This is a genomic window from Roseateles sp. FW301-B2, assembly GCF_058788955.1.
In genome coordinates, this window is record NZ_JBYTBE010000023.1 from 1 (window position 1) to 14,323 (window position 14,323).

11 protein-coding genes are annotated in these 14,323 nt (G+C 70.6%); 4 read left to right on the top strand and 7 right to left on the bottom strand.

Annotated elements, in window-relative coordinates; genetic code table 11:
* The 3 genes from AC3WQY_RS15955 to AC3WQY_RS15965 form a co-directional block, all read right to left on the bottom strand.
* Positions 1-531: chorismate--pyruvate lyase family protein (locus AC3WQY_RS15955; RefSeq protein ID WP_492709598.1), on the bottom strand; the 531-nt coding region annotated here is incomplete at its 3' end.
* A 6-nt stretch (positions 532-537) separates the two neighbouring features.
* Positions 538-1,356 (bottom strand): pyrroline-5-carboxylate reductase, encoded by an 819-nt coding sequence (gene proC, locus AC3WQY_RS15960; protein WP_492709599.1) that lies wholly within the window; start codon positions 1,354-1,356, stop codon positions 538-540.
* 37 nt (positions 1,357-1,393) lie between these two features.
* Entirely contained in the window at positions 1,394-4,996 is a 3,603-nt protein-coding gene (locus AC3WQY_RS15965; RefSeq protein ID WP_492709600.1) for an L-glutamate gamma-semialdehyde dehydrogenase, read from the bottom strand.
* Positions 4,997-5,100: 104 nt separating this feature from the next.
* Here AC3WQY_RS15965 and AC3WQY_RS15970 point away from each other — a divergent pair, with 104 nt between their 5' ends.
* Together AC3WQY_RS15970 and AC3WQY_RS15975 are read left to right on the top strand one after the other, a co-directional pair.
* Positions 5,101-5,574, top strand: a complete 474-nt coding sequence (locus AC3WQY_RS15970) for an Lrp/AsnC ligand binding domain-containing protein (protein WP_285234559.1) — start codon at positions 5,101-5,103, stop codon at positions 5,572-5,574.
* Between the two features lie 124 nt (positions 5,575-5,698).
* The gene (locus AC3WQY_RS15975) at positions 5,699-5,869 is read left to right on the top strand and encodes a hypothetical protein (protein ID WP_285234558.1); all 171 of its coding nucleotides are present in this window, start codon (positions 5,699-5,701) and stop codon (positions 5,867-5,869) included.
* Positions 5,870-5,908: 39 nt separating this feature from the next.
* On the opposite strand, the gene AC3WQY_RS15980 is transcribed toward AC3WQY_RS15975, so the two are convergent.
* The 3 genes from AC3WQY_RS15980 to AC3WQY_RS15990 form a co-directional block, all read right to left on the bottom strand.
* Complete coding sequence (locus AC3WQY_RS15980) at positions 5,909-6,574, bottom strand: phosphatase PAP2 family protein (RefSeq protein ID WP_285234557.1); 666 nt, start codon at positions 6,572-6,574, stop codon at positions 5,909-5,911.
* Positions 6,575-6,591: 17 nt separating this feature from the next.
* Positions 6,592-8,871 carry a putative bifunctional diguanylate cyclase/phosphodiesterase gene (locus tag AC3WQY_RS15985; RefSeq protein ID WP_285234556.1) on the bottom strand — a complete coding sequence of 760 codons (2,280 nt, stop codon included), beginning with the start codon at positions 8,869-8,871 and terminating at the stop codon, positions 6,592-6,594.
* A 127-nt stretch (positions 8,872-8,998) separates the two neighbouring features.
* A complete protein-coding gene (locus tag AC3WQY_RS15990; protein ID WP_285234555.1) occupies positions 8,999-11,059 on the bottom strand; it encodes an NADPH-dependent 2,4-dienoyl-CoA reductase in 2,061 nt (686 codons plus the stop codon).
* Positions 11,060-11,278: 219 nt separating this feature from the next.
* On the opposite strand from AC3WQY_RS15990, the gene AC3WQY_RS15995 reads away from it, so the two are divergent.
* Together AC3WQY_RS15995 and pstS are read left to right on the top strand one after the other, a co-directional pair.
* On the top strand, positions 11,279-12,562 hold the full coding sequence (locus AC3WQY_RS15995; protein ID WP_285234554.1) for a DUF4397 domain-containing protein: 1,284 nt from the start codon (positions 11,279-11,281) through the stop codon (positions 12,560-12,562).
* A gap of 137 nt (positions 12,563-12,699) precedes the next feature.
* Complete coding sequence (gene pstS, locus AC3WQY_RS16000) at positions 12,700-13,737, top strand: phosphate ABC transporter substrate-binding protein PstS (protein ID WP_285234553.1); 1,038 nt, start codon at positions 12,700-12,702, stop codon at positions 13,735-13,737.
* 8 nt (positions 13,738-13,745) lie between these two features.
* Here pstS and AC3WQY_RS16005 read toward each other — a convergent pair whose 3' ends face one another.
* Positions 13,746-14,291 (bottom strand): superoxide dismutase family protein, encoded by a 546-nt coding sequence (locus AC3WQY_RS16005; protein WP_492709601.1) that lies wholly within the window; start codon positions 14,289-14,291, stop codon positions 13,746-13,748.
* Between the last annotated feature and the right edge of the window lie 32 nt (positions 14,292-14,323).

Genomic DNA, 14,323 nt, shown 5'->3' on the forward strand with positions numbered 1-14,323 from the left:
CCGCCCTACAGCCCGCCCCGCCAGCTCCGGCGCAAACAACTCCAGCACGCGCAGCTGCGCGCCGCCGCGCCTGAACACCGAGTGGCGCGCCCACAGCATCTGGGCCGAGGCCTCGGTGCCGGTGGCCTGGCGCCATTGCTTGAGCATCTGCCGGCGCGTGTGGCCATGCCGGGCCAGGCGGCGCGGCTGCAGCTCGCTGCGCGTGATGCGCGGATCGTCGTAGAGCAGATGCGCGAGCGGCCGGGCGCCCAGGCCCTTGAGCGCCTTCCAGGGCCCGGCCAGGGCGCTCTGGTGCAGGGCCGAGCGCGCCCACACCAGGGGCACGCCATCCACCCGCAGCAGCACCTCGCGCACCACCGTGCAGCCGCGCCGCGGCAGCCCCAGGGCCAGGCGCTCCTGCGCGCGCAGCGGCGTGACGGCCTGGCGCAGCACCTCGACCTCGAAGCGCTCGCCCAGGCGCGCCAGGCGCCGGCTCAGCGAACCGGGCGCGCGCAGCCAGGCGCGCAGGCTTGAACGACTAGCGATCCCCACCGCAGCTCAGCCAGCGAACTCGTCCCCAAGCTCGCGGGCGCGATGCTGGGCGGCCAGCACGGCGCGCTGGATCGCCTCGCCCACGCCGGCGGCCTGCATGCTGGTGATGGCGGCGTAGGTGGTGCCGCCCTTGGAGGTGACGCGCTCACGCAAGACGCTAGGCGATTCGCTGGACTGCAGGCCCAGCGCGGCGGCGCCGGCGCAGGTGGCCAGGGCCAGCTCGCGGCCCTGGGCCTCACTGAGGCCCATCTGCTGCGCGGCCGCCGTCATGGCCTCGACGACATAGAAGAAATAGGCCGGGCCCGAGCCGGAGAGCGCGGTCACCGCGTCCAGATCGGCCTCGGCGTCCACCCACAGGGTGCGGCCGGTGGGTGCCAGCACGGCCCCCACCAGGGCGCGGTCGGCGGCCGAGACGGCCGCATTGGCGTAGAGGCCGGCAATGCCCTGGCCGATCAGGGCCGGGGTGTTGGGCATGGCGCGCACCACGCGCGCGGCGCCGGTGGCGCGCGCGATCGTCTCGCTGCGGATGCCGGCCATCACCGAGAGCTGCAGGGCCTGGGACACATGAGCGGCGCAGGGTGCGGCAGCCGCGCCGAACAGCTGCGGCTTGACGGCCCAGACCAGCAGCGCGGCCTCGGCCAGGCCGGCGTTGGCGGCCGCCTCATGCACGCGCAGGCCGGCAAACTCGGCCTGCAGCTTGGCACGCTGCGCCTCGAAGGGCTCCACCACGAGGATGGAGTCGGCCGGGCGGCCGGCCTTGATGAGGCCGCCGATGATGGCGCTGGCCATATTGCCGCCGCCGATGAATGCCAGGGTGCTGTTCATGGGGGGCAAGTGTAGGCGGCCTGTGCGGCAGCCTCGCTCAGTGCATGCCAGCCAGCAAGGCGGCGTTGCCGCCCGCTGCCGCGGTGTTGATGGTGAGCGTCTGCTCGGCGGCGAAGCGGTACTGGTGCTGCGGGTTGGCGGCTTCGGCGGCGCTGATCAGGGGCAGGATGGCGCCCTTGCGTTCGGCCAGGGCCTGCACCAGGGCGCGCGCCGAGCCGTTGCTGGCGGCGGCGATGCACACGCCGGCCAGCTCCGGATGCTGCAGCAGCGCACGCTGGGTGCCGCCATCACCCGGCAGCAGCGCCAGGGCCTCGGCGGCCACGCCACCGCGCAGCAGCGCCAGGCGCAACGCGTCGCCCGAGGCGGCGCCCAGCAGGGCCACGGCATTGCCGGCCAGCAGGGCCGCGCCCACCGCGCCGGCCACCTCGGCCGGGCTGGCGCCCTGGGCCAGCACCGCGATCACGCCGCGGCCATGCAGGCGCAGCTCGTTGCTTTCGCCGGTGGGGCCGGGCAGCACCTTGGTGGCCAGGCCGCGCTGGGCCTGCTGGGCATGGGCGCGCAGGGCGCGCGCCGCCGCCTCGTCCAGGCCCGCGGTGGCACGCTGCACCGCGGCCACGCGGGTTTCCAGCGCCACCTCGCTCCAATGGGCATGGCCCACGCGCAGGGTGTTGACGGCGCTCAGATCCACCTGGCCGCTGGCCGGCACCGGCTCGGGCTGGCCGGCGGCCGCGGCGCCGGTATCCGGCTGGGCCGCAAAACGCCACAGGTAGTTGGGGCCGCCGGCCTTGGGGCCGGTGCCCGACATGCCTTCGCCGCCAAAGGGCTGCACGCCCACCACCGCACCGATGATGTTGCGGTTCACATAGACATTGCCGATGCGGGCCTTGTCAGCCAGGCGCAGGGCGCGGCTGTCGATGCGGGTCTGGATGCCCAGGGTCAGGCCATAGCACAGCGCGTTGATCTGCGCGATCACCGCATCGGGCTCGCCGTTCCAGCGCAGCACGTGCAGCACCGGGCCGAAGATTTCCGCGCCCAGCTCGCTGGCCTTGCGGATCTCGAAGGCCACCGGCTTGATGAGGCGGGGCACGGCGTCGTGCACCGGGGCCTCGGCGATCAGCCTGGCCTCGCGCTTGAGGCGCTCGACATGGTGGGCGATGTTGTCGAAGGCCTCGTCGTCGATCACCGGGCCCACATCGGTGGCCAGGTCGGCGGGCTTGCCCACCCACAGCTCCTTGAGCGCGCCGGCAATCATCTCGATCACGCCATCGGCAATGCTCTCGTGCACGCACAGCAGGCGCAGCGCCGAGCAGCGCTGGCCGGCACTGCGGAAGGCGCTCTGCACCACCGCGTCGGAGACCTGCTCGGGCAGCGCGGTGGAGTCCACCAGCATGGCGTTCAGGCCGCCGGTCTCGGCGATCAGGGGCACGACCTGACCCTGCTTGGCGGCGAGGGTGCGGTTGATGATCTGCGCCACCTGGGTGGAGCCGGTGAAGCACACGCCGGCTGTTTCTGCCGCGGCGGTGAGGCGGGCGCCGACGGTCTCGCCTGGGCCGTGCAGCAGCACCAGCGCATCCTCGGGCACGCCGGCGGCGTGCAGCAGCTCCACCATCTTCAGCGCCACATAGGGGGTCTGCTCGGCGGGCTTGGCGGCCACCGTGTTGCCCACCACCAGGGCGGCCACCACCTGGCCGGCGAAGATGGCCAGCGGGAAGTTCCAGGGGCTGATGCAGACGAACACGCCGCGGCCCTGCATGGCGCCGCCATGCTGCTCGGCCTCGTCGGCGTAGTAGCGCAGGAAGTCGACCGCCTCGCGCACCTCGGCCACGCAATCGCCCTGGGTCTTGAAGGCTTCCTGCACCAGCAGTGCGCAGAACTCGGGCAGGCGCGCGTCCAGCGCGTCGGCGGCGCGGCGCAGGATGGCGGCGCGCTGCTCCACCGGCGTGGCGTTCCAGCCGCCGAAGCCGGCCTGCAGGCGTGCCATCGCGGCATCCACCTCGGCCGGCGTGGCCTCGGCCACCGGCAAGACCTGGCACCCGGCCAGCGCCTGCGCCAGCGGCGCGCGCTGCGCCAGCACGGTCAGGTCCACGCCGCTGGAGTTGCGGCGGCCGAGGCCCTGGTGGTCCTGGTAGAGGCGCACCGGCAGCGGCAGGGCGCCATGCTGCTGCAGCTGGGTGAGCGGCGAGGCCAGCAGCTCGGCCGGCTTGACGCTGGGGTCGGCCAGCTGGTGCACGAAGGAGGAATTGGCGCCGTTCTCGAGCAGGCGGCGCACCAGATAGGCCAGCAGGTCGCGGTGCTCACCCACCGGGGCGTAGACGCGGCAGGCGATGGTGCCGTCCTTGATGGCCTCGCGGTGGATGCCCTCGCCCATGCCGTGCAGGCGCTGCAGCTCGAAGTTGGCACCCGCTGCCTTGGCCATCTGCAGGATCGCCGCGATGGTGCCGGCGTTGTGGCTGGCGAACTGCGGGTAGATCACGTCGGCATGCCGGATCAGGCGCTGGGCACAGACCAGGTAGGAGACATCGGTGTGCTGCTTGTGCGTGAACACCGGGTAGGCCTCCAGGCCCTGCTCCTGGGCGCGCTTGATCTCGCCGTCCCAGTAGGCGCCCTTCACCAGCCGCACCATGAAGTGCAGGCCATGCTGGCGCGCGATGCGGGCCACCTCGTCCACCACTTCCAGCGCACGCGTCTGGTAGGCCTGCACCGCCAGACCGAAGCCGCGCCACTGCGGGAAATGGCTGGCGATGCGCGCGGCCAGCGCGTCCAGCACCTCCAGCGAGAGCTCCAGGCGATCCACCTCCTCGGCGTCGATGGTGAGGTTGATATTGGCCTGCGCGGCCTTCTCGATCAGCTGCCAGACGCGCGGCAGCAGCTCGGCGAACACGCGCTCGCGCTGCAGCACCTCGTAGCGCGAGAACAGCGCGCTGAGCTTGATCGAGATGCCGTCGGCGGTCTCGGGCGCCTCGGCCTTGCGGCCGCTGGCGATGGCCTCGATGGCGCTCACATAGGCGGCGTGGTAGCGGCGCGCATCGGCCTCGGTGCGGGCGCCCTCGCCCAGCATGTCGTAGCTGAAGCTGAGCTTGGGCTCGGCCTTGCGCTCGCTGTCGGCCTCGGCCATCGCCTCCTTGATATTGCGGCCCAGCACGAACTGGCGGCCCAGCAGTTGGATGGCGCGCACCGTGGCGGCCACCACCGTCTGCGCGCCCAGACGGGTCAAGAGGCCACCCTCGCCATCGGCGTCGGGCAGGAATTTCTTGGACAGCGAGATGGCGCTGGCCGAGAGGCTGGCCAGCATCTTGTGCGGGCCGTCGGAGCCGCCCTCGAACTGGGCGCGGCCGAGCTGGTCGGCCGTGAGCGCGATCGCGGTGGGCGCGTCTGGCACGCGCAGGAGCGCCTCGGCCAGGCGCATCAGGGCCAGGCCCTCGGCGCTGGTGATGGGGTACTCGCGCAGCAGCGATTCCATCGCCCAGAAGGGGGCGGGGTTGTCGCGCACATGCTGGACCCAGGGGGTGGCCTGGTTGATCACCGCCGTCCAGTCGGGCCCGGCACCGAAGGCGGCCACCAGGGCGCGCAGGACCTCGGTCTCGTCGCGGTAGGGGTTGGGCAGGCGGGCGGTCTCGGGCGGCAAGGCGAAGGCGGTCATGGCATCCCCCGGAAAGGGCGGTCATCTAGTGAAGACCTGAACTTTATTCGCGCGCCTCTTGGATTAAATTCCGATGATCAACTGATCGCTAGTGAGAAATCCAGATGGGCAGCGAAGCCAACGAACTCGACAAAATCGATGCCCGCATTCTGCGCGTGCTGCAGCAGGATGGGCGCATTTCCAATCTCAAGCTGGCCGAGGCGGTGCACCTCTCCCCCACCGCGGTGTTGGAGCGCGTCAAGCGCCTCACCCGCGAGGGCTATATCCTTGGCTACGAGGCGCGGCTCAACCCCGCCAAGCTGGGCGCGGCCATGCTGGTCTTCATCGAGATCCTGCTGGACCGCACGGTGCAGGACGTGATGGACAACTTCAAGGCCGCCGTCCAGGCCCGCCCCGAGATCCTCGAATGCCATCTGGTGGCGGGCGGCTTCGACTACCTGCTGAAGACCCGCGTCTCGGACATGAGCGCCTACCGCGAGTTCATCGGCAGCGTGATCTGGACCCTGCCGGGCGTGCGCGAGACCCGCACCTATGCGGTGATGGAAGAGGTGAAGAACACCACCGCCCTGCCCATTTAGGAATTTCAAGCGACTCCCCCATCGGGGGGTGCACCCCCTTCGATCCCACCCGCGTGTGATGGGAAGCCGAGGCACGAGCGCCCAAACTGGATCTCACATCAAGCCGCTGTCCAGGAGCCGCACCATGCAAACCACCGCCAGCCAGTTGCAACGCCAACACCCGCAACACCCGCACTGCGGTTGGTTTGACTCCAGCCTGGAGCTGCGCCAGGGACTGGATGTGCACGAGCTGTCGGACCTGGAGCTGCTGGCGCTGTGGAGCGAGCTCAAGCCGGCCCCCGCTGCCTTGCACTGAGTGAGCACCGAGTTCATGCCCTGCGGCATGAGCGACGGCTCACGAAGGCCGGGGCGCCTGCCAGCGCTCTGGCTGATGGATGCGTCGCTGCAGCTGCAGCCGGGTATAGGGCTGGTCGCGGCCGGAGAGCTGCAGGCTCAGCTGGACCACCCAGTCATGCGTGCGGGCGCGCGGCGCGGCCACCGGCGCCAGCAGCAGCAAGGCCAGCGCGCCGGCGGGCAGCCAGGCCGGCAGCACCAGCCTCAGGCAGAACTGGCCGCGCAGCGCCCACAGGCTGACGGCCGCACCCAGCACCAAGCCAGACAAGGCTTCAGACGCCGAGTGTGCGCTCACCTGCACACGTGAATAGGCGACCAGGGCGGCCAGGCCAAGGCCCAGCCCAAAGCCCCAGGGCCGGCCGCGCAGCGCCAGCCATCCCATCACCGGCAGCACCGCCGCGGCGCACATGGCGTGGCCCGAGAAGCCGGTGAAGTCCCATTCGGCCAGGCCCAGGCCCCAGCCCAGGAAGGCCAGCTTGCTGGCGGTGGTGAGCGCCACCGCCGCCGCCAAGGCGAGCAGCCAGCGTCGTGCCAGAGTGCCCTGCCCGCCATGCCAGGCCAGCCAGGCGGCGCCGGCCAGGGCCAGCGGCAGCAGCAGCTGGGCCTCGCCCAGGCGCGTCAACAGGGGCCAGAAGAAGTCCGGCGAAGACCCAGGGTTTGCGAGCATGGGCCGAGCTTAAACGCTCAGGCCAGATGCAGATGCTTGAGCTGGGGCTTGCGCGCCGGCTCCTGCTTGGGCAGCACGAAGTCCTCGGCCGGCATGGGGCGGCCGTAGTGCCAGCCCTGGGCCCAGTCGCAGCCCTCGCGCTTGAGCCATTCGGCCTGCTCGGCGGTTTCCACGCCCTCGGCCAGCACGTCCAGGTTGAGGCTGCGCGCCAGCACGATGACGGTGCGCGCGATCGCGGCGACGTTGCTGTCGCTGCCCAGCTCCTGCACAAAGCTGCGGTCGATCTTGAGCGTCTGCACCGGCATGCGCTTCAGGTAGGAGAGCGAGGAATAGCCGGTGCCGAAATCGTCGATCGCCACGCGCACGCCGCGGCTGGCCAGCTGGCCCAGCAGCTCGATGGCCTGCTCCGCGTCTTCCAGCAGCAGGCTCTCGGTCACCTCCAGCTCCAGGGCCTGGGGCGGGCAACCGGTTTCCTTCAGGATGAAGTCGACGGTGTCGATGAAGTCCGACTGGCGCAGCTGGCGCGCCGATACGTTCACCGCCACCTGCTGGGGCTTGCCGGGCTGGCCCTGCCAGCGCGCCGCCTGGGCGCAGGCCTGCTCCAGCACCCAGCGGCCGATCGGGATGATCAGGCCGGTGTCCTCGGCCAGCGGGATGAACTCGGCCGGCGAGATCGGGCCGCGGGTCGGGTGGCGCCAGCGCAGCAGGGCCTCGGCGCCGACCAGATGGCCGTCGGACAGGCGCACCTGGGGCTGGTATTCGAGGCGGAACTGCGCCGCCTCGTTGGCATGCCGCAGCGCATGGGTGAGCTCGAAGCGCTGCTGCACCACCTGGGTCAGCTCGGGGCGGTAGGCCTGCACGGTGTTGCGGGCATGCACCTTGGCGCGGCACATCGCGGCCTCGGCATTGCGCAGCAGATCGTCCACCGCCACGCCGTCGGTGGGGAACAGCGCCAGGCCGATGCTGGCGCCCAGGTTGAAGCGCTGCTGGCCCACCACGATGGGCTCGTCCATGGCCTGGATCAGGCGGTCGCCCAGGCGCATCGCGGTCTCTTCGTCCACCAGGCCGCTGAGCACCACGACGAACTCGTCGGCCCCCACGCGCGCCACCGAATCGCTGGCGCGCATCACGTTGACGAAGCGCTCGGTGGTGGTGAGCAGCACCTGGTCGCCCGCCGTATGGCCGGCGATGTCGTTGACGTCGCGGAAGCCGTCCAGATCGATATAGAGCACCGCCACGCAGGTATGGTCGCGCTGGGCAATGCCGATCTGGCGCGCGATGCGGTCGCGCAGCAGGGCCAGATTGGGCAGGCCGGTGAGGCGGTCGTGCAGGCTCTGGTGCAGCAGCTCGGCCTCGGTCTGCTTGATGCGCGAGATGTCGGTCAGCACGCTCAGGTACTGCACCTCCTGCGCCTGCGACTCATCGGCCGGCACGCGCACCACCGTCACCCAAACGGGCACGGTGTCGCCGTTCTTGTGGCGGTCCACTAGCTCGCCGCTCCATTTGCCGCAGCGCTCCACATCGGCCCACAGGGCCTTGAGCTTCTCGGGGTCCTGCTCGCCGTCGCGGAACAGGCGCGGCACCTGGCCCAGCAGCTCGGCACGGTTGTAGCCGGTGATGGCGCACAGGGCCGGGTTGAGATCGCAGATCTGCAGCCGCGCATCGGTGACCATGATGCCCTCGCCGCAATGCTCGAACACGGTGGCGGCGCGGCGCGCCTGCTCCATGGCCTGCTGCAGCTGGGTGACGTCGCGCGCCACCGCCACCTGGCCCAGGTAATGGTCGTCGTCGAACACCTCGGCCTTCACCACGTCCAGGCACAGGCGCTGGCCATCGGGCTTCTCCACCCAGTTGAGCACGCGCCTGGCGCTGGTCTGCTTGGTCCAGGTGGGGGGCTTGGCCAGATCGGCATCGCGGCGGCCCATCAGCTGGGCCTCGCCGGCGCCCACCACGCTCTCGAAGGCCGGATTGCAGCCCTCGTAAGCGCCCTGGGCGTCCTTGAAATACATCGGGTCGGGGATGGCGTTGAGCAGGGCGCGCAGCTTGGCGCGGTCGCGGCGCAGGCGCAGGAGCTCCTCACGGCGGCGGCGCAGGCGCACGCGCTGGCTCAGCACCAGGCTGAGCACCAGCCCCATGGCCACGCCACCGGCCACGCACAGCGAACTCAGCCACAGAATGGCGCTGCCACCGCTGAGCCCCAGCGGGTTGGCGATGCTTTCGGCAGACGTTTGCGCGTTGGCCCACCAGGGCCAAGCCAGCGCCAACGGCACGATGCGGCGGTGCAAGGTCAAGCTCATAAGTCCCAGGAAACCTCGGGCGCCGCTGGCGCGGCGCAGGCCATTCGTCGATCACCCCTGCACTGCGGGCGTCCCCTCGTTCTCGGCCTTTCGGAGTGTCGTGAGCTGGCTTGATACTGGCTAGGGTTTACAGCGACGACGCCAGCCGCGTTCCCTGCAAAATTGCACGCTTTGCGTCCAATTCGCCGGCTTCCAGCGCGCCGCCCACCAGGTGCACCGAGACCCCGGCGGCCTGCAGCGGGGCCTGCAATTCGCGCAGCGGCTCCTGGCCGGCGCACAGCACGATGGTGTCGGCCTCGATCAGCTGGGTGTCGGCGCGCTTCTCGCCATAGCTGACCCACAGGCCCTCGGGCGAGATCGCCTCGTAGTTGACGCCGTCCAGCATGTCGACGTTCTTCATCTTCAGCGCCGCGCGGTGGATCCAGCCGGTGGTCTTGCCCAGGCCCGCGCCGAGCTTGCCGGCCTTGCGCTGCAAGAGCGTGATGGCGCGCGTGGGCGCCTCGGGCGCCGGCCGCAGCAGGCCGCCGCGCGTCTCGGTGGGGTCGCCCACGCCCCAGTGGCGGCGCCAGGCGGCGGCGTCCAGGGTGAGCGAATGGCCGGCCTCCAGCAGGTACTCGGCCACATCGAAGCCGATGCCGCCGGCGCCCACGATGGCCACGCGCTGGCCCACCTGGGCACGCCCGGCCAGCACCTCGATATAGCTCAAGACCTGACCCCGCGCCGCGCCCTCCTCCTGGCCCTTGATGCGCGGGTTGCGCGGCGTCACGCCGGTGGCCAGCAGCACCTCGTCGTAGCCCTTCAGCGCCTCGACGCCGACGCGCGTGTTCAGCCGCAGCTGCACGCCCGTCACCTCGATGCGGCGGCCGAAGTAGCGCAGCGTCTCCTGGAACTCCTCCTTGCCGGGGATGCGCTTGGCCATATTGAACTGGCCGCCGATCTCGCCGGCGGCATCGAACAGATGCACCTCGTGGCCGCGCTCGGCCAGGGTGGTGGAGGCCGCCAGCCCGGCCGGGCCGGCGCCCACCACGGCGATCTTCTTGCGGCGCTGGCCGCCGGCGGCGATAGGCACGATCTTCAGCTCGGTCTCGAAGGCGGCGCGCGGGTTCACCAGGCAGGTGGAGATCTTCTGTGCAAAGGTATGGTCCAGGCAGGCCTGGTTGCAGGCAATGCAGGTGTTGATCTCGTCGGCGCGGTTCTCCCTGGCCTTCTTGACGAAGTCGGGGTCGGCCAGGAAGGGCCGCGCCATGCTGACCATGTCGGCCGCGCCCTCGGCCAGCACGTTCTCGGCCACCTCGGGGGTGTTGATGCGGTTGCTGGTGATCAGCGGCGTCGTGATGCCCTCGGCGCGCAGCTGCTCGCGCAGCTTGTGCGTGACCCAGGCAAAGCCGGCGCGCGGCACCGAGGTGGCGATCGTCGGGATGCGTGCCTCGTGCCAGCCGATGCCGGTGTTGATGATGGTGGCGCCGGCCTTGGCCACGCCGCGCGCCAGCTGCAGCACCTCGTCCCAGCTGCTGCCGTTGGGGATCAGGTCCAGCATCGAGAGCCGGTAGATGATGATGAAGTCCGGCCCCACCGCCTCGCGCATGCGCGTGAGGATCTCGAGCGGCAGGCGCATGCGGTTCGCGTAGCTGCCGCCCCATTCGTCCTGGCGCTGGTTGGTGTGCTCCACCAGGAACTGGTTGATGAAATAGCCCTCGGAGCCCATCACCTCGACGCCGTCGTAGCCGGCCTCGCGCGCCAGCCTGGCGCAGCGCACGAAGGCGCGGATCTGGCGCTCGATGCCGCGCGCGCTCAGCTCGCGCGGCGTGAAGGGCGAGATCGGCGACTGGATGCGCGAGGGCGCCACGCAAAAGGGCTGGTAGCCATAGCGGCCGGTGTGCAGGATCTGCAGCGCGATCTTGCCGCCCTCGGCATGCACGGCCTTGGTGATGATGCTGTGGCGCTTGGCCGCACCCGAGGTGGCCAGGGTGCCGGCAAAGGGCTTGGCCCAGCCCTCGATATTGGGCGCATAGCCGCCGGTGACGATCAGCCCCACCTCGCCGCGCGCGCGCTCGGCGAAGTACACCGCCATGCGCTCGAAATGCTTGCGCCCGTCTTCCAGGCCGGTGTGCATGCTGCCCATCAGCACGCGGTTCTTCAGCGTGGTGAAGCCGAGGTCCAGGGGGGCAAGCAGGTGCGGATAGCTCATGGGCGGGGCGGATCTCGTGAAAAGTGCGGGCCATGCTAGCAGCGGCCCTCGCGGCGCCGATGCTGGCAAACCCCGCTTTGGAGAGCTTGCACTACTCGCACGCCCGCCCCGCCCAGACACAGTTCTTCACCGCTGCGACACGCTGGCACACCGATCAGCAACGCGCCCCGGTTGGAATCGCCCGAACCCTCTCGAACCCTTTCCTTGCGGAGTCATCAGATGCGATTCAAACCCTGGGCCCTTGGCCTGGCCATGGCGGGCGCAAGCCTTCTGCTCAGCGCCTGCGGCGGCGGCAGCAGCAGTGGCAACGACACCAGCCTGCGCCTGCTCAACGCCAGCAGCGGCTACGGCTCGCTGGACCTGACGGTCAACAGCGTCAGCGTCAACGGCAACGTCGCCTATGCCAACGCCGGCAGCTATGCCAGCGTCAGCACCAGCGCCACCAGCTCGCAAGTGCTGGCCAGCGGCGTCGGCACCACGGTGGCCAGCACCACCCCCTCGCTGGCGAGCGGCAGCCACTACAGCCTGATCGCCTACGGCTGGGCTGGCGCCCTGCACACCACCCTGCTGCAGGAGGCCGAGACCGCCGCCGACAGCGGCAAGAGCAAGCTGCTGGTGCTGAACCTGGCCACCGACGCCGGCGCGCTGGACGTCTACGTCACCCCAGCCACCGACAGCCTCGACAACGCCACGCCCATCTCCACCAACCTGGCCGGCGGCAGCGGCAGCGGCTACAACAGCATCAACGCCGGCAGCTACCGCGTGCGCCTCACCGGCTATGGCAACAAGAGCGATGTGCGCCTGGACATCCCCAGCATCACGCTGGAATCCACCGGCGTCTCCACCCTGCTGATCACCGCCACCGAGGGCGGCGTGCTGGTGAACGGCCTGCATGTGAAACAGCAGGGCGCGGTGACCAACTACCCCGGCGCGGTGGCGCGTGCCCGCGTGGTGGCCGCCGTCTCGGGCAATGCCAGCGTGAGCGGCCTGCTGGGCGACGTGAGCCTGCTGCCCACCTCGGTGGCGCCCACCATCGGCGAGTACAAGACGGTGGCGGCCGGCAGCGCCAACCTGGGCCTGACGGTGAACGGCCAGGCCATGGCCGTGGCCAGCCCCAACCTGAAGGCCGGTGGGGACTACACCCTGCTGGTGTGGGGCGACGCGGCCGCGCCGCAGCTGAGCGTGCTGGCCGACGACAACCGCCTGCCCACCACCCTCAGCACCGCCAAGATCCGCCTCATCAACGGCGTGGCCAGCCTCAACACCGGCCTCACCATGAGCGTGGACTACAGCGCCATCGCCACCAATGTGGTGCCCGGCACCAGCTCGGCCAACAGCAGCATCCCGTCCAGCACGGCCTCGCTGCTGAGCGTCAGCTCGCCCACCTCGGGCACGCCGGTGTTCAGCATCGCCAGCCTGCCGGTGCTCTCCAGCGGCGTCTACAGCGTCTTCATGATGGGCGGCGCCAGCAATATGCTGGGCACGCTGCGGCGCGAGCGCTAAGCCCTGCTCCGACTCCTCTTCGCCCCGCGATCGCCCTGCGACGCGGGGTTTTTTCTTGCCGGGCACACCGGACATCAAGCTTTCATATGCCATGGCTAGCATCGCGCCGCCGGTTGCCGGTGTGCCCTGTCCAGCCCATGCTTCGAACTGCCCTCCTCGCCCTGCTGCTCGCCCTGTGCACCCTGCCCGCCCAGGCGCAGGTGCAGGGCAGCGGCGCCAGCTTCCCCTCCAAGGTCTATGAGCGCTGGGCCCAGGCCTATGAAAAGGACAGCGGGGTGCGGGTGGACTACCGCGCCACCGGCTCGGGCGAGGGGCTCAAGAAGATCAGCGCACGCGCGGTGCATTTCGGCGGCTCCGACACCCCGCTGTCCGCCAGCGAGCTCGAGCAGCGCCGCCTGGTGCAGATCCCCATGCTGGTGGGCGGCATCGTGCCGGTGGTGAACCTGCCCGGCGTGGCGGCGAACCGCCTGCAGCTGAGCGGCGAGCTGCTGGCCGCCATCATGGCCGGCGAGGTGCTGCGCTGGAACGATGCGCGCATCGCCGCGCAGAACCCCGGCCTGGCCCTGCCAGCGCTGCGCATCCGGCGCGTGGTGCGGGCCGACAAGTCCGGCAGCACCGAGGGCTTCACGCGCTACCTGGCGCTGAGCTCGGCGGCCTTTGCCGAGCGTGTGGGCGCGAGCCAGCTGCCGCACTGGCCCGGCGAGGTGCTGGCGGCCGAGGGCAACGACGGCGTCAGCGCCGCGCTCAAGGCCAACGAGGGCGCGATCGGCTATGTCAGCTACGACCGCGTGGTACGCGAGAAGCTCATCGGCGTGAGCCTGCGCAATGCCGATGGCCAGTGGGTGGCGGCCTCGGACCAGGGCTTTCGTTCGGCGATCCGCCACAGCGACCTGGCCGCCCAGGGCAAGGACACGGCCAGCCTGCTGAACCGCCCCGGCGCCGACAGCTGGCCCATCACCCTCACCAGCTTCGTGCTCTTCGATGCGCGCCCGCAGCGCGCCGACAGCGCCGCCATGACGATGCGCTTTCTCTACTGGTGCTTTCTGCACGGCGACGAGCTGACCCGCGGCACCGGCTTCGCGCCGCTGACGGTGAACGTGCAATCGCGCCTCTCGGCGCGCTTTGCCTCGGTGCGCGCACAGGACGGCGGCGCGCTGAACTACCAGCTGTTCTGAGCGGCGCCTCAATGCCCGGCGATCACGCCGCAAGCGATGCGCGCGCCCGAGTTGCCGGTGGGCTGGGTGGCGTAATCGTCGGCCTGGGCGTGCACGATCACCGCGCGCCCGATCAGGTTGGCGGCGCCCTGGCCCAGCGTCGGGCCCATCAGCATGAACTTCTGGTCCACCGCGCCCTCGGCATCGGCCTTCAGCGCCGGCAGATCGCCGGCATGGTGGGCGGTCTGCTGCGGGCCATGGGGTTGGCCATCGGGGTTGAAATGGCCGCCGGCGCTGCTGCCGTCGGTGCTGGCGCAGCTGCCGTTCTCGTGCACATGGAAGCCATGCTCGCCGTTGGGCTTGAGCCCGCTGAGCTTGGCATGCACCATCAGGTGGCCGTCCATGGCGTGGAACATCACCAGGCCGCGCACCTGGTTGCCCTGAGTGGGGGTGAGCGAGGCCACGGCCATGCGGCCGCCCATCGTCATCGGCGGCTTGCCGGCATCGGGCGTGGCACAGGCGGTGAGCGCCAGCGCGCTCAGGGCGAGGAGGGAAAGGGAAAGCTTGCGTTGCATGGCGGTTGGCTAGGGAGCTGACTCGGAAAGCT

Bases quoted from the DNA above. Each gene is read 5' to 3' on its own strand.
- proC (WP_492709599.1), bottom strand. From the start codon at position 1,356: ATGAACAGCACCCTGGCATTCATCGGCGGCGGCAATATGGCCAGCGCC.
- AC3WQY_RS15965 (WP_492709600.1), bottom strand. From the start codon at position 4,996: ATGACCGCCTTCGCCTTGCCGCCCGAGACCGCCCGCCTGCCCAACCCC.
- AC3WQY_RS15970 (WP_285234559.1), top strand. From the start codon at position 5,101: ATGGGCAGCGAAGCCAACGAACTCGACAAAATCGATGCCCGCATTCTG.
- AC3WQY_RS15975 (WP_285234558.1), top strand. From the start codon at position 5,699: ATGCAAACCACCGCCAGCCAGTTGCAACGCCAACACCCGCAACACCCG.
- AC3WQY_RS15980 (WP_285234557.1), bottom strand. From the start codon at position 6,574: ATGCTCGCAAACCCTGGGTCTTCGCCGGACTTCTTCTGGCCCCTGTTG.
- AC3WQY_RS15985 (WP_285234556.1), bottom strand. From the start codon at position 8,871: ATGAGCTTGACCTTGCACCGCCGCATCGTGCCGTTGGCGCTGGCTTGG.
- AC3WQY_RS15990 (WP_285234555.1), bottom strand. From the start codon at position 11,059: ATGAGCTATCCGCACCTGCTTGCCCCCCTGGACCTCGGCTTCACCACG.
- AC3WQY_RS15995 (WP_285234554.1), top strand. From the start codon at position 11,279: ATGCGATTCAAACCCTGGGCCCTTGGCCTGGCCATGGCGGGCGCAAGC.
- pstS (WP_285234553.1), top strand. From the start codon at position 12,700: ATGCTTCGAACTGCCCTCCTCGCCCTGCTGCTCGCCCTGTGCACCCTG.
- AC3WQY_RS16005 (WP_492709601.1), bottom strand. From the start codon at position 14,291: ATGCAACGCAAGCTTTCCCTTTCCCTCCTCGCCCTGAGCGCGCTGGCG.